Here is a 16,377-nt window from a genome sequence, read left to right as displayed (position 1 = left end):
GGTGTCGATTCACCCCATCGAGCTACCCTCCTCGGCCGAGCATCCCCGCGGGTAGACCCATTGCCAGCGGGGCGGCAGACTGCACCGGAAGCACCGACCGAGGAGAGATGCATGCCACCCCGCCTGTCGCCAACCGTGCGCCAGCAGCGACTCGGCATCGAGCTACGCAAGATGCGTGAGCATGCGGGCATGACCCCCAAGGCGATCGCAGCAGCGCTGGGGACTGACGTGCCCAAGATTTCCCAGATGGAGAACGGGAAGTCCGGCATCAGCACCGACCGCCTCAAGTCATGGGCAGCGAGCTGCAAGTGCACCAATACGGCGCTCGTCGAGGCACTCACCCTCATGACGCACGATCGCGGCAAGCATTGGTGGCACAGCTTCCGAGGCCGAATCCCGAGCGGCATGCTCGACATCGCCGAGTTGGAACATCACGCGGAATCCGTGCTCGTGCTGAACACCGTGTCGATTCCCGGTCTGCTTCAAACCAGCCAATACGCCTCCGCCGTCTTCGCCAGGCTCCGCCCGCCCCTTCCCCGTCACGACGCCGACGTGCGGACGGCCTTTCGCATCCAACGTCAGCAGATCCTCAGCGACGGCCACAAGCCCTTCGTCGCCTTCATCCACGAGGCCGCCCTACGGATGCAGTTCGGAGGGCCTGCAGTTCTCCGGGACCAGCTCAGAAGCCTGCTCGACGATGCCGGCCGGCCCTGGATCACTGTCCGAGCGATCCCCTTCAGTATCGACACCTACCCCGGCTCCGGCGAGGATCTGTTCTTCGCTCAGGGTCATGTCCCCGAGCTTGACACCGTGCAGATCGACCTTTCGCAGAGTCCGCAATTCATCCACGCAGAGGCCGAGCTTGACTCGTACCGCGCCATCGTTGCGGAGTCCGAGACCACTGCGCTCAGCCCAGAAGAATCCCGTGACTTCATCCGTCTCATCATGAAGGATCTGAAAGGCTAGCGAGGCATGAGTAACTGGCAGAAGTCATCGATGAGCGGGAACAGCAACCAGTGCATCGAAGTCCGCACAGCCGGCGGCCTGATCGAGATCCGCGAGTCCGACGCCCCCGACGCCATCATCGCCACTACCCCGATCAAGTTCGCCCTCTGGCTCGAAGGCGTCAAGCGCGGCGAGTTCGACCACTTCGGCGCCTAGCGGCATCGTTCCGGCGGGCCCTCGCAACCTGCGAGGGCCCGCCGAGCCAAGTACACCGACCCGAAGGGCTCGTAAGCATGAACGACTGGCAGAAGTCCTCGCCCGGCGGCGGACCCGAGGAGTCCCTCGAAGTCCGCACCGCCGACGGCATGGTCGAGATCCGCGACCCCGACACCGGCGACATCATCGTCCGCACCACCCCCCGCAAGTGGGAGGCCTTCCTCCTCGGAGTGAAGGCCGGCGAGTTCGACCACTTCGTCGCCTGAGACCCCACCCGGTGGCCCCTTGCTCCGCGCAAGGGGCCACCGGACATGCGAACTCCCGCACGAACGTGGACTATCCGTTCGATCACTGGATTCCCTGCCTCGGCCCCGCTTCGTTCGGTGCCGCGCCGGGTCAGCGAACGGTCACCTGGATGCTCTTGGAGACGCGGCCGCAGTCCGAGGCCGGGCGCGAGGCCGGCACCGCGCGCTCGCAGGTGACCCGGTCGTGGAACTCCCAGGTCAGCGTGGTGATGCCGGGGGCGAGGGCGACGAAGGTCTGGTCGACCGTCCAGGCGCAGCCGGGCACGGGGTCGGCGCAGCGGGCGACGGTGACATCCGGGCCGCGCCGCAGCACGGTGTCGTTTCCCGCCTCGGACAGGGACCAGGTCCATTGCCGGGCGCTCACGCTTCCCTTGACACCGAATCGTTGTCCGACCGTCAGGGTCACCGTGCTGGGTGGGTAGGAGGTGGCCGCGTTCCCGGCCTCGTCGTCGGCGGGGAGGGCAATCTCCGTCTGGGGCCGGCTGGTCGCCGGATCCGTGGGCGCGGCGCTCGTCTCCGTCGGCTTGTCGGCGGACGACGAGGGTCCGCTGGTGCAGGCGGCGAGCAGGGGAAGGGCAGCCAGGAGTGCCGTCATGGTTGCGAAGGTACGGCGCATCAGCTCGCGGCCTCCCGGAACTGGCGACGCAAGGTGATGAGCAGCGCGACGGAGGCCAGCCAGCTGGCGAACAGGGCTTCGCGCTGGACACCGGCTCCAGTGGCGGCGGCCGCGCGCAGCCAGCCTCGGACCAACTCGCCCGGCTCGCGGCCGATCACAGGTTCGGGCAGGTCGAGCGCGGCGGTGAAGCCGCCGGCGCGGACGTACTGGGCCAGGTAGCCCAGCGGGTAGGGGCCGATGAACAGGGCCTCGGCCTGGTAGGAGGCGGCGATCACGGCCTCGGTGAAGAGCACACGGCGGGGGGTGCCGTTGAGCAGCAGCCCGCGCGTGATGGCGGCCTCGACGTCGTAGCCGGTCATCAGCTCGGCGTCCGGACGGGCGGTGGTCATTTCGGCAGCTCCGCACCGTAGGGGGTGTTGATGTCCGTGTCATCGGTGAGGTGGCCGTCGTTCAGGTGGCTGTGGATGAACTGGTCCTCCGTGATCCACTCCGACTGTCCCCACGGGTTGTAGACCTGGAGCCTGTTGCCGTCCCGAGCCATGATCACCATCTGGTGGGCGTTCGCGCCGCCCTTGCCGTGGGCGCAGAACGGCACCGGGTTGCCCTCGTCCAGGGCCTTCTCGATCCGGGCGACCGCCGCACGCCGGTCGTCGTCGGTGTTCAGGCTGACGTATTCGTACGTCTCGCCGGTGGCCTTGCCGAGGTTCTGGTTGGCGAGGAAGGTGTTGCCCTTCGGGCCGACCCCCGCGCCCGATTGCGGGTAGATCTGCTTGTCGCCGTTGGCCTGTTGGCCCTGCTGGTACTGCTGGATGTAGAGCTGCTGGAGCCGGTCTTGGACGTTCTCCGTCGAGTCGGCTCCCGGGGTGTCGGGCGTGTTGCCGGTCGTGATCCGGAGCATCGTCACCGGGTCCAGCTTGAGGCTGGCGACCACCGTGGAGGCGGCGACGCAGTCGCCGACGCTGCCCTGGCCGTAGATCTCGCCGTTGCCGCCGAGCCTGCTGCCCGGGCCGGGGATCGACGTGCCCTGGTAGACGAGGCTTTGGGTCTGGGTAGTGGACTCCTCGCGGGCGCTGTCGGTGCTGAGGGCCGGAACCAGGTGCTGGGCGAGCCAGGCGGGGTCGTCGCCGTGGGGGTGGATCAGGGCGGAGAACTGCTGGACCTCGGCCACCGAGTGGCCCGCGGCCAGCGCCTTCCAGAGGTAGGCGGCCTCCTCGGGCGACTTGGCGCCGGACAGCAGGCCCCGGAACGCGGCCTGGTCGGAGTCGTTCAGACCGCTCAGGAACTGGTTCGCACGCGTGAGTTGGTTGTCCGTGAGGATGTAGTCGCCGTCGGCCGTGCCGCCGGGTCCCTTCTCGTTGGCCAGGACAAGAGCGGCGAGTGGATCGATCCCCCCTTGCCCCGCGCGCTCCGCGCGGGCCCGAGCGGCGAACTGATTGAGCATGCTCGCGGTGCGGGTACCGCTGGTCTCCGCGCTCTGGGCGGCCTTGACCCGGCAGTCGACACCGTATCGGGCGTCCGCGAGGCCGCTAACGGCGAAGGGGCTGAAGGTGACCGACTTCAGCGCCTCCTTCAGCATGTCCACACCGATGGTGTCGTTGGTCCGGGCGGAACCCAGGTCGGTCGCCCAGAAGTCCAGCCAGGCGGCGGCCGCTTCCAAGGTCTGTTGTGAGACGGTCAGCTCGTTCGCCAGCGCTTGTACGGCCTGGGTGGCGTGCTCGGCGACCGAGCCGGTCCAGGCGCTCGGCAACGAGGCGGTGGCGACCCTGCCGAGATCGGTGGACCCCTTCGCGTAGGCCTTGGCGGTGTCCCTGTACGCCTTGGCCCGCTCTCGGATCGTGCCGGGGTCGCCGACCGGCCCGGGCACGTCCAGTGCCTTGTCGATGGCGCGGATCAACTCGGCGGGGCCGGCGGACGGAGAGACCGCGTTGATGGCCTGTTGGGCCTGCTGGAGGTCTGTGAGCTTGCTCATCAGACTCGCCCGGGGGTCATCGATGCGGCGACCCTGGCGTCTGCGGCACGGTAGTTGGCGCTGGTGGCGGACACCTTCTGCACCAGCTCGTCCACGGCTTTCTGAGTGACGTGCAGTTCCTGTGACCAGTTACTGTCGAACGTGGCCCACGCCTGGTCCACCCCGAACTCCCCGAAGGCCGTGGACACGTAGCTCACTTGCGAGGTGTAGGACTGGTTAGCCGACGAGAGGTCCGTCGCCACGCTGCCGAGCGCCCCCGCCACTCCGTCCAGCACGTCCGGTTGGACCGTGTACCAGCCCGGTTGCTCTGCCATCCGTTCGTCTCCCCCCATGGAGCCCACCGCTCATCCGTGCTCGGACGAGCCCGGATGAGCATAGTCGCGGTCGGCGCGCCGCTGCCGTACCGCGACCTGGCCGCCGGCCTCCGGGCGGAGCTCGGTGGTGCGACGATGACGATCCTGAAAGGCGCCCTCGACTACCGCCGTCTGGTCGGCGACCGACTCTGGCCGCCCACCGCTCCGTTCGCCGAGGCGGCCGGCCACCTCCCCTCCCCGTCGCCGCCCTGCGGACGCTCGGGTCGGACGTGATCGTCGGCGTCGACGCCGACACCGTGGCCCGGCTCGACGACACGGGGACGCCCTGGCGCACCAGCGGCCGGCACGCCGTCGTCCAGGTGCACGTCTGCGGGTGAGCCCCGAGGGGGATCAGGCATCCTCGTCCGCGACGACGTGCCGGGCAGGCCGAGCGGGGTCGCACGGGCGGCCTCGGGAACACTCGGTGATCACCGGCGGTCGGACGGGGGCCGTTCACCTGGTGAAATGAGCGGCGGGCGAAAGGGTGGACTCGCTAGGATTGGGGCGCCCACAGTGGAACTTCGCTCTGTGTGGCAGCCCGGGAGCCGGCGAACGCGTCGGGCTTCCGTTGCGGCCCCCAGACCCTGCGCCTGTCACGGCACTCCGGGTAGGGGTGCGTGCGGGAGAAATTGGAGCATCCGAGGATGGCTCGGCACCTGATCACCAGCGCCCTTCCGTACATCAACGGGATCAAGCACCTGGGCAACATGGTCGGGTCGATGCTCCCGGCGGACGTCTACTCGCGGTATCTGCGGCAGCGCGGGCACGAGGTGCTCTACATCTGCGCGACGGACGAGCACGGGACGCCGGCCGAGCTGGCCGCACAGGAGGCGGGGCTGCCGGTCGCCGACTTCTGCGCACAGGCGCACGACCAGCAGAAGGCGGTCTACGACGGGTTCCGCCTCTCGTTCGACCACTTCGGGCGCAGCTCGTCGCCGCAGAACCGGGAGATCACCCAGGAGATCGCGCGCGAGCTGCACGCGAACGGGTTCATCGAGGAGCGGGCGATCCGCCAGGTGTACTCGGTGACGGACGGGCGGTTCCTGCCGGACCGGTACATCGTCGGCACCTGCCCGCACTGCGGCTACGACAAGGCGCGCGGCGACCAGTGCGAGAACTGCACCCGGGTGCTGGACCCGACGGACCTGCTGGAGCCGCGTTCGGCGATCAGCGGCAGCTCCGACCTGGAGGTGCGCGAGACCAAGCACCTGTTCCTGCTCCAGTCGAAGCTGACCGACCAGGTCGAGGAGTGGGTGGCCGCGCACGGCGACCAGTGGCCGGTGCTGGCCTCCTCGATCGCCCGCAAGTGGCTGACCGAGGGCCTGCAGGACCGCGCGATCACGCGTGACCTGGAGTGGGGCGTGCCGGTGCCGGCCGACGTGTGGCCGGAGCTGGCGGCGGAGGGCAAGGTCTTCTACGTCTGGTTCGACGCCCCGATCGAGTACATCGGCGCCACCAAGGAGTGGGCGGACGCGGCGGCGGACGGCGAGCTCCGGGACTGGAAGTCCTGGTGGTACGAGGCCGACGAGACCGTCCGGTACACCGAGTTCATGGCCAAGGACAACGTCCCGTTCCACACGGTGATGTTCCCCGCGACCATCCTCGGCTCGCGGCAGCCGTGGAAGAAGGTCGACTACGTCAAGGCCTTCAACTGGCTGACGTACTACGGCGGCAAGTTCTCGACCAGCCAGAAGCGGGGCATCTTCACCGATGTCGCGCTGGAGCTGCTGCCGGCCGACTACTGGCGCTACTTCCTGATGGCGCACGCCCCCGAGTCGGACGACTCCAGCTTCACCTGGGACCTCTTCGCCTCGGTGGTCAACAAGGACCTCGCCGACACCCTCGGCAACTTCGTCAACCGGGTGCTCTCCTTCAGCCGCAAGCGGTTCGGCGACGACGTCCCGGCCGGGCACGCGGCGGGCGAGGCGGAGGAGCGGCTGGGCGCGCAGATCGCCGAGCTGCTGGCCGAGTACGAGACCCAGCTGGACGCGCTGAACTTCCGCAAGGCGGCGCAGAGCCTGCGCACGCTGTGGAGCGCGGGCAACGCGTACCTGGACGAGAAGGCTCCGTGGCTCCAGGTGAAGACGGACCCGGAGGCGGCCGCGCTGACCCTGCGGACGGCGATGAACCTGATCCACCTCTACGCGGTGGTGTCCGAGCCGTTCATCCCGGCGGCGGCCCGGGCGATGCGCGAGGCGTTCGTGCTGCCCGCCGAGGCGCCGGCGTGTACGCAGGCGTGGGTGAGCGCGGAGGAGGCGCGCGCGCTGGACTTCGTGCCGGCGGGTACGGCGTTCACCGTGCCGCCCGTGCTGTTCGCGAAGATCACCGACGAGGACCTGGCGGCCTGGTCCGCCCGGTTCGGCGGCGAGTAGGCGAGCGGGCGAGCAGGCGAGCAGCCCGGGTCGTCGCACAGGCGAGTGGGCGGGCAGGCGAGCAGCCGAGCAGGGACAGCAGTAGGCCAAGTGGCCCCCGTTGCGACGGCGCGACGGGGGCCACTCGCACGGGTCAGGGGGCCGTTTCGGCGGCCACCCAGGCGAGGTAGTCGCTGCTGCCGGCGATCACCGGGACGGCGACGACCTCGGGGGTGTCGTAGTCGTGGTGCCCGGTGATGAAGGCGGTGAGGCGGTCGGCGAGGTCGGCGCGGGTCTTGAGGTCGACGCGCCACTCGGGGCTCTCCTGCACCTCGCCGTCCCACCAGTAGACCGACTGGACCGGGTAGACCTGCGCGCACGCGGCCAGGCGTTCGCGCACCACGGCGGCGGCCAGGGCGCGGGCCTTGGACTCGGCGTCGTGGGTCGTGGTCACCACGACGACATCGGGGGTCGAAACTGCCATGCGGCGACCGTACCGCCCGGCTGCCCGGCACCGGGCCGCACAGGAAGTCGGCCAGGTCGACTTCCTGTGCGCGCGGCAGGGAGGCGCTCAGCCGAGGGAGCGGCGGGCCGTGGTGAGGAGCGGGGCGAGGTCGGGGGTGGCGGCGGTCTCCTCGTCCAGGGTGGTGGTGAGGGTCTCCTCGTAGGTGGCCCGGGCCTCCTGGTGGCGGGCGCGCCCGGTGGCGGTGATCACGGTGTAGACGCCGCGCTTGTCGTCCGGACAGAGGTCCCGGTAGGTGAAGTCCGCGGCGTGCAGCCGGGCGACCAGGCGGGTGACCGAGCTCTGGTTGAGGCCGAGGCTGCCGGCGAGGTCCTGCATGCGCAGCTCGCCCTTGGGGGCCTCGGCGAGGAAGCCGAGGGCGCGGTACTCGGAGAGGCCGAGGCCGTGCCGGCGCTGGAGGGCGGTGGTGAGGCGGCTCTCGACGTGCGCGTGCAGGGCGGTGAGCCGGCTCCACATCCGGGAGTCCGACGCCTGGTCCTCCGGCGTCCCGGCGTCCGAGTCGCCGCTGGTGGGGCTGGGTTCCGAGTCCATGGCTGCTCCTGGCACAGGCGGGGCGGTTGACACAGATTACTTGTACATGCATGCTCTTGCCCAGTCGACATCAATTTGCACATACATGCAACAAGTAACGTCACGACGAACCCGGGGGGTTCCCATGGCCTGGATCTACCTGCTCATCGCCTCGGTCTTCGAGGTCGTCTTCGCCCTCGCGACCAACGCCACCCACGGCTTCACCGTGCTGGGCCCGTCCCTGCTGACCGCCGCGGCTGCCGCGGGCGGGATCTTCTTCCTCAGCCTCGCCCTGAAGACCCTCGACGTCGGTGTCGGCTACACGGTGTGGACCGGGATCGGCTCGATCGGCACCGTCGTCCTCGGCTCGGTGATCTTCCACGAGTCGATGAACCTCGGGAAGGCGGCGGCCTTCGTCCTGATCATCGGCGGCGTGCTCGGCCTCAAGCTCGCCGACAGGCTCAGCGGCTCCGAGCAGCCCGCCACCGCCTGATCCCGCGCAGCCACCGACCCCGACCGACCAAGGAGCACACCGTCATGGCCTGGATCTTCCTCGCGATCGCCGTCGCCTTCGAGATCGTCTTCGCCCTCGGCACCAACGCCACCCACGGCTTCACCAAGCTCTGGCCGTCCGTACTGACCCTGGCCGCGGCCGCGGGGGGCATCTTCACCCTCAGCCTCGCACTCAGGACGCTGGACGTCAGCGTCGGCTACACCATCTGGACCGGGCTCGGCTCGATCGGCACCGTCGTCTTCGGCGCCCTGATCTACAAGGAGCGGATCACCCTGCCCAAGCTGCTCTCCTTCGCCTCGATCATCGCCGGTGCCGTCACCCTGAAGCTGGCGTCCGGCCTCTGACGATCAGTCACCTTCACCCGATCGTGGACTCGACCCGCCCTCCTCCGTCGGCCGGACCGGCAGGACCGGCTCCGGCCGACGTGAGGGAGGTGGCGGTGAGCGCCGAGGACGAGCCCCTGGCCGAGTGGTACGCGCGACGGGCCAACCGGCGCCGCGCCCCCGGCACGCGGGACGCGATCACGCCGGCCGCGGGACCGCGCCGCGGCGCCCACGTACTCCGCGACGTGCCACGGCCGGTCATCGAGTGGGACGGCTTCGCCTGGCAGCCGATCGGCGTGGCCGGCAACTACGCGCAGGCGTACCCGCAGATCGTCCGCACCGGGCCGGCCTAGGCGTTCCCGCAGGCCGAGACCCCGGCGCCGCTGCTGCGCAAGGGCACCGGGCGGCACCGGAAGCCGGACCAGGCCGGCTGACCGGCGGCGCCCGCTCCCGCCCCGGCCGGCGGATCACCGCCGCAGCGGGGCTTTCTCAGCCCTCCGCCCGGGCGGTGTGGACGGTGATGGCGGCGAGGTAGAAGGCGTCGGGGCGGGCGAGGATGCCGGTGGGGGCGTCGCGGTCGAGCAGGGCGTCCAGCGTGGCGAGGTCCACGGCGTCCAGGCTCTCCTCCAACTGGGCACGGCGGCGGTCGAGATGGCCGTACAGGTGCTCGCGGGCCGGGGCGGCGAGCGGAGCCGGCCACTCGACGAGGAAGGTGCGCGAGCCGGCGGGGGTGAGACCGGCCCGGGACAGCATGGCCGGCCAGTCCTCCACCTCCTCGATGACGCCCGGGAGTTGGGCACGCATCGCAGCGAAGCCGTCCTCGTGGGCGGCGTCCAGCCGGGCCTGGAGCCCGGGGCGGCCGAGGCCGAAGTCCCGCGGCAGGAACCGCAGCGGCAGCCCGCGTTCGGCGACGGCGAGCAGGCCACCCGGACGCAGCGAGCCGGCCAGGGCGGTCAACGCCGCCTGCTGGTCGCCGAGATGGTGGACCGCCTGGGACGACCAGATCAGGTCGGCCGCGCCGAGCAGGCCGAACTCGGCGGGAAGATCTGCCTGTTGGGTGGCGACACGGCCGGACGAGCGGGCCTCGGCCCGGGCCAGCAGGGCGGCCGACTGATCCACGGCGACCACCTCGGCGACCGGGAACACGTCGGCGAGCAGGCCCGCGACGACGCCCGGGCCACTGCCGACATCCAGCACCCGCCCGACGAGGGCGCCGTCCACCAACTCGCGCAGCCACTGGGCGGCCTGGGCGAACGCCGGGGTGTTGAGTTCGCCCTCGCGCTCCAGGAAGGCGGCCAGCGCCGACCAGTCCGTGTCGGTCGCGGGCGCGTGGTGACCGTGGTGGTCGTGGTCTGCCGGGGTGGGGGCGGGGGCGTGCTGGTGCGGTTGGTGCATGACCTGCTCCGTTCGGATCGGTGGCCGGTTCGGGATCGGCGGCGGATTCGGGGGCGGCGGCGGGTCCAGTGCGCGGCGGCGTGTCATTCTGCCTGTCGCCCACGGCGATCACCTCCACCGCCAGGCTGCGACGGGCCCCGCGTCTCCGGCAAGCTTTGTTGCCGGTTCCGCAAACGGCGCCGCCGCTCACCCCGTCCGCCCGGTGCGCCGCACGCCGGTCACCCCCGCCGGTCACCCGGCACGCCACCCCGCCCGGCAGCAGGTGCGGCGCCCGTCGGCCACCCGGTGCGCCACCCCGCCCGTCACCCGGTGCGGCGCCAGTACGAGCGCGCGGCGGCCGCGAGGGCCACGCCGTAGACGGCGAAGGCGCCGAGACCGATCCAGCAGACCAGCAGCACGTCCGCCTCGGTGGGGAACTCCCCGCGCGACACGCCCACCACGCCCATGGTGGCGAGCGCCGCGTACCCGATGCCGAAGATCCCGTACGGAGCGAGGGTGGCGGCGCCGAGCAGCGCGGGGGTGAGCGGCAGCCAGCGGGGCACGCGGCGGCCGCGCAGCAGCAGCGTCCAGCGCGGGAACACCTGGCCCCACGGGCGGACCAGACCCCAGAGCAGGAACACGCCGAGCACCGCCAGCAGCGCCGTCGCGTCCACGCCCCAGGACGCCAGGGTGAGCCAGAGCCCGGAGGCGCCGTTGCGTTCGGCATCGGCCCGCATCGCGGCCCCGCTCAGGCCGGCGAAGGTGCCGCCGAGGGCCCAGATCACCTTCATCACGACGTACGGCACGAAGGCCACCGTCCCGGCCAGGGCCGCCAGTTGGACCTGCCCCGAGGCTGCCGACGGCGCCGGGAGTGCGTCCGCTCCGCCCGCCCGCGCGGGCGAACGGCCGGTGCGCGCGGTGGCCGCCAGCAGGACGGCGCCGAGCGCCGACAGCGCACGCTGGGCCGCAGCCGGCCAACTGTCCACGTTCTGGTTGAAGACCAGCGTGATGACGTCCATCAGCAGACTGAACGCCGCCACGCCGGACAGGACGCAGAGCGTCCCGAGCACCGCCCGCAGCGCCGGGCGCAGTCCGCACCACGCCGTCGCGGCCCCGGCCAGGGCGGCGGCAACACCCACCGCCGCGACCGCCCACCCCAGCCAGGTCACCCCGAACAGGGCCGTCCCGGTCGCCGCGCAGCCGACCCCGAAGCCCGTGTACGCGACGCCCCAGACGGCCACCCCCCGGCCGTCCCTGCCCCACCCGGACGCACCCGGCCCAGCCGCACCCCGCCCGGGCACGCCCCGCTCGCCCGCCCCCCGCACCGTCGCCCAACCGCTCGCAGCTGTCATGCCCCCAAGCTCCCACCGGCCGCCCCGCCCCGGCCTCCCCCTCCCAGGGGACCCCCTCCCCCTCCGGAGGGAGGGCCGGAGTCCCGGGAACCCCGGCCGGAGTCCCGGAAATCCCGGCCGCGGTCCGAGAAGCCCGGCCGGATTCCGGCGGAGCGCCGGCCCCCGCCGCCCCTTGCGCTGGAGCGCACTCCAGGCCCTACCGTCGGGAGCGGAAACACGGCTCCCGAACAGGGACGGCCACCCACTCACCACCAGGGGGACCAGAACCATGCGCTACCGCGTCCTCGGCGGCACCGGCATCGAGGTGAGCGCCTACTGCCTCGGCACCATGATGTTCGGCGCGGTCGGCAACCCCGACCACGACGACTGCGCCCGGATCATCCACACCGCCCTCGACCAGGGCGTCAACTTCGTCGACACCGCCGACATGTACTCGGCGGGCGAGTCGGAGGAGATCGTCGGAAAGGCCCTGCAGAGCCGCGGCAACCGCGACGACGTCGTCCTCGCCACCAAGGTGCACTTCCCGATGGGCGAGGGCCGCAACCGGCGCGGCAACTCCCGCCGCTGGATCGTCCGCGAGGTGGAGGAGAGCCTGCGGCGGCTGCGGACCGACTGGATCGACCTCTACCAGGTCCACCGGCCCGACCACACCACCGACATCGAGGAGACCCTCTCCGCGCTCGGCGACCTCGTCCGGGCCGGCAAGATCCGCACCTTCGGCTGCTCGACCTTCCCCGCCGAACAGATCGTCGAGGCGTACCACGTCGCCGACCGCCGCGGCCTGCCGCGCTTCCGCACCGAGCAGCCGCCGTACTCGCTGCTCGCCCGCGGCATCGAGCGGGACGTACTCCCGACGGTCCAGCGGCTCGGCATGGGCGCGCTGACCTGGAGCCCGCTCGCCTCCGGCTTCCTCACCGGCCGCTACCGCAAGGACCGCCCGATCGACCTCACCACCGGCCGGGCCGCCCTCACCCCGGCCCGCTTCGACCCGGCGCTGCCGGTCACCGCGGCCAAGCTCGACGCCGTCGAGCAGCTGACCGCGCTCGCCGACGACCTCGGCCGCACCCTGCCCGAGCTGGCCCTCGCCTTCCCGCTGGCGCACCCGGCCGTCACCTCGGTGATCATCGGCCCGCGCACCGGGGAGCAGCTGGCGGCGGCCCTCAAGGGTGCCGACCTCGTCCTGGACGACGCCGCCCTCGACCGCGTCGACGCGATCATCCCGCCCGGCACCAACCTCTACCACCCCGACGGCGTCTGGCAGCCCCCCGCCCTCACCGACCCGGCGCTGCGCCGCCGCCCCCTCACCGACCGCCCGGCGGGGTAGCGGGCGGGCACCGGCCTACCGCCGCAGCAGGTCGATCACCCCGGTGAGGTCCTCCGCGCCGCCGCCCTCCGCGAGCCGCCGCTCCATCAGGGCCAGGTAGGGCGTGAGCAGTTCGGCGCTCACGCCCTGCTCCTCGGCGGTGCGCAGCAGGGTGGACGTCCCGGCGACCTGCATGGCGAGGTTGGAGACGACGCCCTGGGTGTAGTCGCCGCTCTCCAGCTGCTCGGCGGTCCTGGCCGCCGATCCGGCCATCGCGCCGATCCAGGAGGTGAGCAGCGGGGCCAGGTCTGCCGGGGCGACGGACTCCTTGCGGACCAGCGCGAAGGCGTGCGCGACCCCGGCGAACATGCCGTACATCGCGCTCAGCAGCGCCACGTCGTGCAGTGCGGCGAAGCCGGCGTCCGCTCCGACGTAGGTGGTTCCGGCCGGGACGGCGAGGGTGTCCCGGTGCTCCTCGAACAGCTCGCGCGAGCCGCTGTAGAAGACGTACGGGCCGGCCGCCGGGGTGCCGATCATCGGCGGTACGGCCATGATCCCGCCGTCCAGGTAGCGGGCGCCGCGCTCGCGGGCCCACTCGGCCCGGGCGCGGGCCTGACCGGGCGTGCTGGTGATCAGGTTGACCAGGTCCTTGCCGGCCAGGTCGACGCCGTCCAGTGCCTCGTCGACGGAGGCGTCGTCCAGCAGGCAGACGACCAGCAGCCGGTTGGCGGCGACCGCCTCGGCGGCGGTGGCCGCGACGACGGCGCCCCGGGCGGCGAGCGGTTCGGCCCGGGCGGGGGTGCGGTTCCAGACGGTCAGCGGGTGCCCGGCGGCGAGCCAGGCACGGGCGAGCGCGGTGCCCATCGCGCCGAGTCCGAGCAGGGTGACGGGGGTCTTCGACGCGGGGTCGACGGTGTTCTGTGTCATGCCGATCAGGCTCGTCGCAGGCCCCGGGCATGATCAAGTACGCACTTCGAAGTGGGTGGTTACCCTGAGGTGAGCGAGCAGGTCGGGCCGGGGTGAGGGGTGGGGCATGGCGACGGTGCCGAGGCCGGGCGCGTACGTCTGCGGGATCGACGCCGCGATGGACGTGATCGGCGGCAAGTGGAAGGTGCTGATCCTCTGGGCGCTGGACGAGCGCCCGGGCTGCCGGTTCGGCGAGCTGCGCCGCCTGGTGCCGGGCATCACCGAGAAGGTGCTCGCCGCCCACCTCCGCGAGCTGGAGGCGGACGGCATCGTGCACCGCGAGGCGTACGACGAGGTGCCGCCGCGGGTGGAGTACGCGCTGACGCCGGTCGGCGCGCGGCTGAACGCGGCGCTGGCACCGCTGGGCGCCTGGGGCCGCGAGCACGTCCTCGGCGGAGTGGCGCACCCCGCCCGGTCAGACGGCCCCGCCCGACCGAGCAGCCCCGCCTGAGCGGGAGGGCGGGACGGGCTCAGGCGATCGACGCCGCCACGATCGCCGCCACCGCGAGGTTGCAGCTGGCCGAGACCCACACCGCCGGGTGCGGCTCGGGGTCGACCAGGATCGCGCCGAGCTTGCCCGGCGTCAGCACGTCCACCACCCAGAACGCGACGGCCATCAGCACCAGGCCGAGCAGGCCGAAGCAGGCCGTGGAGACCAGGCCCTTCCCGAAGTCCTCGTACGTGTAGAGGATCGCCGTGAAGACGATGCCGCCGATGCCGAGCAGCGCCGAGCTGAGCAGCACGGCGGCGTTGCGGTTGCGCTCGACCCAGATCTGGTGGCCGAGCCTTCCGGGCGTCAGCACGTCCACCAGGCAGACGCCGAGGAGCAGCAGCACCACGCCGACGCCGCCGAAGGCGGCGGCCGCACCGAGGCCGTGCAGGATGTCGTTCACAGGTCTGTCCCCCGCGTCCACTCACTGGGCCGGCCCGTCCGGCCGGGTCCCACGGTCAAGGATCGGCAAAACATATCCCATCGGGCCGCGGCACCCCCCGGGATCCGGGGCCCCTCCCGTACTCTTCGGCCCCACGCGTACCATCGGGCGCCATGACGCCGCCGACGCCCTCCTCCGCAGTCACCGGATCCGGTACCCCGGGACGGGACGCCCGACGCCGATCGGGCTTCGTCACCCTCGGCATGGTCGGCACCCTGGCGCTGGCCCTGTCCGGCTGCTCCTCCTCCGGCGGCAGCAACCCGCCGAGCCGCTGCGTCGACCCGTCCACGCTCAAGGTGCTGGACACCCACTCCTGCACGAGCGTCGGCGCCACCGCCGGCCGCTGGTACTACTGCGGCTCCGGCGGCACCACCGCGGCCGGCGGCACCTTCGACAAGGCCGCCACCAAGCGCGGCGGCTTCGGGTGCCCCTCCGGCTCCAGCGGCTCGGGCGGGGGCTGACCGCGTTGCGCCGACGCACCATCACCCCGCGCCCCGACTGGCTGGCCACGGTCGAGTCCCAGGGCCTGATCTACGCCATGTGCTCCGACCCGTGCAACCAGGGCGGCCCGCACGCCTACTGGGACGAGAGCGCGTACTACGAGTTCTCGCTGCCCGAGGTGGAGGCGCTGGAGGAGGTGGTCGAGGAGCTGCACGCAATGTGCCTGGCCGCCGCCGGCCACGTGGTGCGCACCGGCCGGTTCGCCGACTACGGCATCACCGATCCGCGGCTGGCCGCCACCGTCGCCGAGTCCTGGCGGCGGCGTGACGAACAGCCCGCCGTCTACGGGCGGTTCGACCTCGCGTACGACGGCACCGGCCCGGCCAAGCTGTTCGAGTACAACGCCGACACTCCGACCTCGCTGATCGAGGCGGCCGGCCCGCAGTGGTTCTGGGTGGAGGAGCGGTTCCCGCAGGCCGACCAGTGGAACTCGCTGCACGAGCGGCTGGTCGCCGCCTGGGCCCGGCAGAAGCACCTGCTGCCGCCCGGCCCGGTGCACTTCGCGCACTCGCGCGGAGACACCGAGGGCGAGGACTGGATGACCACCCTCTATCTCCAGGAGTGCGCCGAGCAGGCCGGTCTGGAGACGGTCGGCATCGCGATGGAGGACATCGGCTGGGACGGCCTCTCCGGCCGCTTCGTCGACCTCGAGCACCGCTTCGTCCGGGCCGCGTTCAAGCTCTACCCGTGGGAGTGGCTGGTCGAGGACGAGTTCGGCGGCCGGCTGCTGGACGTCATCGACCACGGCGGCGGCACCGGCTCCACCCTCTGGATCGAGCCGGCCTGGAAGATGCTGCTCTCCAACAAGGCGCTGCTGGCGGTGCTCTGGGAGCTCTACCCCGGCCACCCCAACCTGCTGCCCGCCTACCTGGACGGCCCGCGCGAGCTCGCCGACCCGGACGGCCCCGGCTACGCGGCCAAGCCGTTGCTCGGCCGCGAGGGCGCCGGCGTCCGGATCGTCGAGCCGGACGGCCGCGAGACCCGGCTCGCCGACTGGGCCGGCGACCCGGACCGCTACGGCGCCGAGGGCCACTGCTACCAGCAGTACCACCCGCTGCCCGACTTCGACGGCAACCGCCCGGTGCTCGGCACCTGGGTGGTCGACGGCGAGGCGGCGGGCCTCGGCATCCGCGAGACGGACGACAGCCCGATCACCCACCAGGGCGCCCGCTTCCTGCCGCACGTCATCGTGGAGCCAAACCAGCCGACCCCGAATCACTGACTACGCTTCACTGACCGACAGCGTCCGAACTCATGGGCCCTCATCGGGCACTCAGGGCCGTCACCTGATTGACATGCGCCGATTGCCCTGGTTTTTCGAGCA

22 protein-coding genes are annotated in these 16,377 nt (G+C 71.9%); 12 read left to right on the top strand and 10 right to left on the bottom strand.

What is annotated here, in order from left to right:
* Positions 1–111: 111 nt before the first annotated feature.
* The 3 genes from ACZ5WK_RS10135 (at position 112) to ACZ5WK_RS10125 (ending at position 1,427) form a co-directional block, all read left to right on the top strand.
* Entirely contained in the window at positions 112–966 is an 855-nt protein-coding gene (locus ACZ5WK_RS10135; RefSeq protein WP_465546765.1) for a helix-turn-helix domain-containing protein, read from the top strand.
* Positions 967–972: 6 nt separating this feature from the next.
* Positions 973–1,161, top strand: a complete 189-nt coding sequence (locus ACZ5WK_RS10130) for a DUF397 domain-containing protein (protein ID WP_465546763.1) — start codon at positions 973–975, stop codon at positions 1,159–1,161.
* Positions 1,162–1,238: 77 nt separating this feature from the next.
* Positions 1,239–1,427 (top strand): DUF397 domain-containing protein, encoded by a 189-nt coding sequence (locus ACZ5WK_RS10125; protein WP_465546761.1) that lies wholly within the window; start codon positions 1,239–1,241, stop codon positions 1,425–1,427.
* A 130-nt stretch (positions 1,428–1,557) separates the two neighbouring features.
* Here ACZ5WK_RS10125 and ACZ5WK_RS10120 read toward each other — a convergent pair whose 3' ends face one another.
* Genes ACZ5WK_RS10120 through ACZ5WK_RS10105 form a run of 4 tightly spaced genes read right to left on the bottom strand, consistent with a single transcriptional unit; the run spans position 1,558 to position 4,365 of the window.
* Entirely contained in the window at positions 1,558–2,061 is a 504-nt protein-coding gene (locus tag ACZ5WK_RS10120; RefSeq protein ID WP_465546759.1) for a hypothetical protein, read from the bottom strand.
* Positions 2,062–2,081: 20 nt separating this feature from the next.
* On the bottom strand, positions 2,082–2,471 hold the full coding sequence (locus ACZ5WK_RS10115; protein ID WP_465546757.1) for a hypothetical protein: 390 nt from the start codon (positions 2,469–2,471) through the stop codon (positions 2,082–2,084).
* Complete coding sequence (locus ACZ5WK_RS10110) at positions 2,468–4,051, bottom strand: hypothetical protein (protein ID WP_465546755.1); 1,584 nt, start codon at positions 4,049–4,051, stop codon at positions 2,468–2,470. Before ACZ5WK_RS10110 ends, ACZ5WK_RS10115 begins: the two co-directional genes overlap by 4 nt.
* The gene (locus ACZ5WK_RS10105; RefSeq protein ID WP_465546753.1) at positions 4,051–4,365 is read right to left on the bottom strand and encodes a type VII secretion target; all 315 of its coding nucleotides are present in this window, start codon (positions 4,363–4,365) and stop codon (positions 4,051–4,053) included. The genes ACZ5WK_RS10110 and ACZ5WK_RS10105 overlap by 1 nt, the downstream gene beginning before the upstream one ends.
* A gap of 54 nt (positions 4,366–4,419) precedes the next feature.
* Here ACZ5WK_RS10105 and ACZ5WK_RS10100 point away from each other — a divergent pair, with 54 nt between their 5' ends.
* Positions 4,420–4,638, top strand: coding sequence for an ARMT1-like domain-containing protein (locus tag ACZ5WK_RS10100; RefSeq protein WP_465546751.1), 219 nt, complete (start codon positions 4,420–4,422; stop codon positions 4,636–4,638).
* A gap of 410 nt (positions 4,639–5,048) precedes the next feature.
* Entirely contained in the window at positions 5,049–6,776 is a 1,728-nt protein-coding gene (metG, locus tag ACZ5WK_RS10095; RefSeq protein ID WP_465546749.1) for a methionine--tRNA ligase, read from the top strand.
* 133 nt (positions 6,777–6,909) lie between these two features.
* Here the strand turns inward: metG and cutA are convergent, their stop codons facing one another.
* Both cutA and ACZ5WK_RS10085 read right to left on the bottom strand, forming a co-directional pair.
* Positions 6,910–7,239: a divalent-cation tolerance protein CutA gene (cutA, locus tag ACZ5WK_RS10090; RefSeq protein ID WP_465546747.1), complete on the bottom strand. Its 330-nt coding sequence runs from the start codon at positions 7,237–7,239 to the stop codon at positions 6,910–6,912.
* An 87-nt stretch (positions 7,240–7,326) separates the two neighbouring features.
* The gene (locus tag ACZ5WK_RS10085; protein WP_465546745.1) at positions 7,327–7,809 is read right to left on the bottom strand and encodes a MarR family winged helix-turn-helix transcriptional regulator; all 483 of its coding nucleotides are present in this window, start codon (positions 7,807–7,809) and stop codon (positions 7,327–7,329) included.
* Between the two features lie 124 nt (positions 7,810–7,933).
* Here ACZ5WK_RS10085 and ACZ5WK_RS10080 point away from each other — a divergent pair, with 124 nt between their 5' ends.
* The 3 genes from ACZ5WK_RS10080 to ACZ5WK_RS10070 all read left to right on the top strand — a co-directional run bounded on the left by ACZ5WK_RS10080 (position 7,934) and on the right by ACZ5WK_RS10070 (position 8,978).
* Positions 7,934–8,281, top strand: coding sequence for a DMT family transporter (locus tag ACZ5WK_RS10080; RefSeq protein ID WP_465546743.1), 348 nt, complete (start codon positions 7,934–7,936; stop codon positions 8,279–8,281).
* 44 nt (positions 8,282–8,325) lie between these two features.
* Complete coding sequence (locus tag ACZ5WK_RS10075; protein WP_465546741.1) at positions 8,326–8,646, top strand: DMT family transporter; 321 nt, start codon at positions 8,326–8,328, stop codon at positions 8,644–8,646.
* Positions 8,647–8,741: 95 nt separating this feature from the next.
* Entirely contained in the window at positions 8,742–8,978 is a 237-nt protein-coding gene (locus tag ACZ5WK_RS10070) for a DUF6087 family protein (protein ID WP_465546739.1), read from the top strand.
* Positions 8,979–9,114: 136 nt separating this feature from the next.
* Here ACZ5WK_RS10070 and ACZ5WK_RS10065 read toward each other — a convergent pair whose 3' ends face one another.
* Both ACZ5WK_RS10065 and ACZ5WK_RS10060 read right to left on the bottom strand, forming a co-directional pair.
* Positions 9,115–10,020 carry a class I SAM-dependent methyltransferase gene (locus ACZ5WK_RS10065; RefSeq protein ID WP_465546737.1) on the bottom strand — a complete coding sequence of 302 codons (906 nt, stop codon included), beginning with the start codon at positions 10,018–10,020 and terminating at the stop codon, positions 9,115–9,117.
* A gap of 302 nt (positions 10,021–10,322) precedes the next feature.
* The gene (locus ACZ5WK_RS10060) at positions 10,323–11,240 is read right to left on the bottom strand and encodes a hypothetical protein (RefSeq protein ID WP_465546735.1); all 918 of its coding nucleotides are present in this window, start codon (positions 11,238–11,240) and stop codon (positions 10,323–10,325) included.
* 379 nt (positions 11,241–11,619) lie between these two features.
* On the opposite strand from ACZ5WK_RS10060, the gene ACZ5WK_RS10055 reads away from it, so the two are divergent.
* Positions 11,620–12,675 (top strand): aldo/keto reductase, encoded by a 1,056-nt coding sequence (locus tag ACZ5WK_RS10055; protein WP_465546733.1) that lies wholly within the window; start codon positions 11,620–11,622, stop codon positions 12,673–12,675.
* Between the two features lie 15 nt (positions 12,676–12,690).
* Here the strand turns inward: ACZ5WK_RS10055 and ACZ5WK_RS10050 are convergent, their stop codons facing one another.
* Complete coding sequence (locus tag ACZ5WK_RS10050) at positions 12,691–13,581, bottom strand: NAD(P)-dependent oxidoreductase (RefSeq protein ID WP_465546731.1); 891 nt, start codon at positions 13,579–13,581, stop codon at positions 12,691–12,693.
* A gap of 106 nt (positions 13,582–13,687) precedes the next feature.
* Between ACZ5WK_RS10050 and ACZ5WK_RS10045 the strand changes: the two genes are divergently transcribed.
* Positions 13,688–14,071: a winged helix-turn-helix transcriptional regulator gene (locus tag ACZ5WK_RS10045; RefSeq protein WP_465546729.1), complete on the top strand. Its 384-nt coding sequence runs from the start codon at positions 13,688–13,690 to the stop codon at positions 14,069–14,071.
* A gap of 19 nt (positions 14,072–14,090) precedes the next feature.
* Here the strand turns inward: ACZ5WK_RS10045 and ACZ5WK_RS10040 are convergent, their stop codons facing one another.
* Positions 14,091–14,513, bottom strand: a complete 423-nt coding sequence (locus ACZ5WK_RS10040; RefSeq protein ID WP_405360819.1) for a DUF350 domain-containing protein — start codon at positions 14,511–14,513, stop codon at positions 14,091–14,093.
* Between the two features lie 152 nt (positions 14,514–14,665).
* On the opposite strand from ACZ5WK_RS10040, the gene ACZ5WK_RS10035 reads away from it, so the two are divergent.
* On the top strand, positions 14,666–15,013 hold the full coding sequence (locus ACZ5WK_RS10035) for a hypothetical protein (RefSeq protein WP_465546726.1): 348 nt from the start codon (positions 14,666–14,668) through the stop codon (positions 15,011–15,013).
* A gap of 5 nt (positions 15,014–15,018) precedes the next feature.
* Positions 15,019–16,275, top strand: coding sequence for a glutathionylspermidine synthase family protein (locus ACZ5WK_RS10030; RefSeq protein WP_465546724.1), 1,257 nt, complete (start codon positions 15,019–15,021; stop codon positions 16,273–16,275).
* Positions 16,276–16,377 lie beyond the last annotated feature (102 nt).

It is taken from the genome of Kitasatospora sp. NPDC032757 (genome assembly GCF_055579305.1).
Note: the sequence above shows the minus strand (reverse complement) of the source record. Positions and strands in the feature narration are given on the sequence as shown.

What these genes read in the sequence shown, in the direction of transcription:
- ACZ5WK_RS10135 (WP_465546765.1), top strand. Translation starts at nt 112, where the DNA reads ATGCCACCCCGCCTGTCGCCAACCGTGCGCCAGCAGCGACTCGGCATC.
- ACZ5WK_RS10130 (WP_465546763.1), top strand. Translation starts at nt 973, where the DNA reads ATGAGTAACTGGCAGAAGTCATCGATGAGCGGGAACAGCAACCAGTGC.
- ACZ5WK_RS10125 (WP_465546761.1), top strand. Translation starts at nt 1,239, where the DNA reads ATGAACGACTGGCAGAAGTCCTCGCCCGGCGGCGGACCCGAGGAGTCC.
- ACZ5WK_RS10120 (WP_465546759.1), bottom strand. Translation starts at nt 2,061, where the DNA reads ATGACGGCACTCCTGGCTGCCCTTCCCCTGCTCGCCGCCTGCACCAGC.
- ACZ5WK_RS10115 (WP_465546757.1), bottom strand. Translation starts at nt 2,471, where the DNA reads ATGACCACCGCCCGTCCGGACGCCGAGCTGATGACCGGCTACGACGTC.
- ACZ5WK_RS10110 (WP_465546755.1), bottom strand. Translation starts at nt 4,051, where the DNA reads ATGAGCAAGCTCACAGACCTCCAGCAGGCCCAACAGGCCATCAACGCG.
- ACZ5WK_RS10105 (WP_465546753.1), bottom strand. Translation starts at nt 4,365, where the DNA reads ATGGCAGAGCAACCGGGCTGGTACACGGTCCAACCGGACGTGCTGGAC.
- ACZ5WK_RS10100 (WP_465546751.1), top strand. Translation starts at nt 4,420, where the DNA reads ATGAGCATAGTCGCGGTCGGCGCGCCGCTGCCGTACCGCGACCTGGCC.
- metG (WP_465546749.1), top strand. Translation starts at nt 5,049, where the DNA reads ATGGCTCGGCACCTGATCACCAGCGCCCTTCCGTACATCAACGGGATC.
- cutA (WP_465546747.1), bottom strand. Translation starts at nt 7,239, where the DNA reads ATGGCAGTTTCGACCCCCGATGTCGTCGTGGTGACCACGACCCACGAC.
- ACZ5WK_RS10085 (WP_465546745.1), bottom strand. Translation starts at nt 7,809, where the DNA reads ATGGACTCGGAACCCAGCCCCACCAGCGGCGACTCGGACGCCGGGACG.
- ACZ5WK_RS10080 (WP_465546743.1), top strand. Translation starts at nt 7,934, where the DNA reads ATGGCCTGGATCTACCTGCTCATCGCCTCGGTCTTCGAGGTCGTCTTC.
- ACZ5WK_RS10075 (WP_465546741.1), top strand. Translation starts at nt 8,326, where the DNA reads ATGGCCTGGATCTTCCTCGCGATCGCCGTCGCCTTCGAGATCGTCTTC.
- ACZ5WK_RS10065 (WP_465546737.1), bottom strand. Translation starts at nt 10,020, where the DNA reads ATGCACCAACCGCACCAGCACGCCCCCGCCCCCACCCCGGCAGACCAC.
- ACZ5WK_RS10055 (WP_465546733.1), top strand. Translation starts at nt 11,620, where the DNA reads ATGCGCTACCGCGTCCTCGGCGGCACCGGCATCGAGGTGAGCGCCTAC.
- ACZ5WK_RS10050 (WP_465546731.1), bottom strand. Translation starts at nt 13,581, where the DNA reads ATGACACAGAACACCGTCGACCCCGCGTCGAAGACCCCCGTCACCCTG.
- ACZ5WK_RS10045 (WP_465546729.1), top strand. Translation starts at nt 13,688, where the DNA reads ATGGCGACGGTGCCGAGGCCGGGCGCGTACGTCTGCGGGATCGACGCC.
- ACZ5WK_RS10035 (WP_465546726.1), top strand. Translation starts at nt 14,666, where the DNA reads ATGACGCCGCCGACGCCCTCCTCCGCAGTCACCGGATCCGGTACCCCG.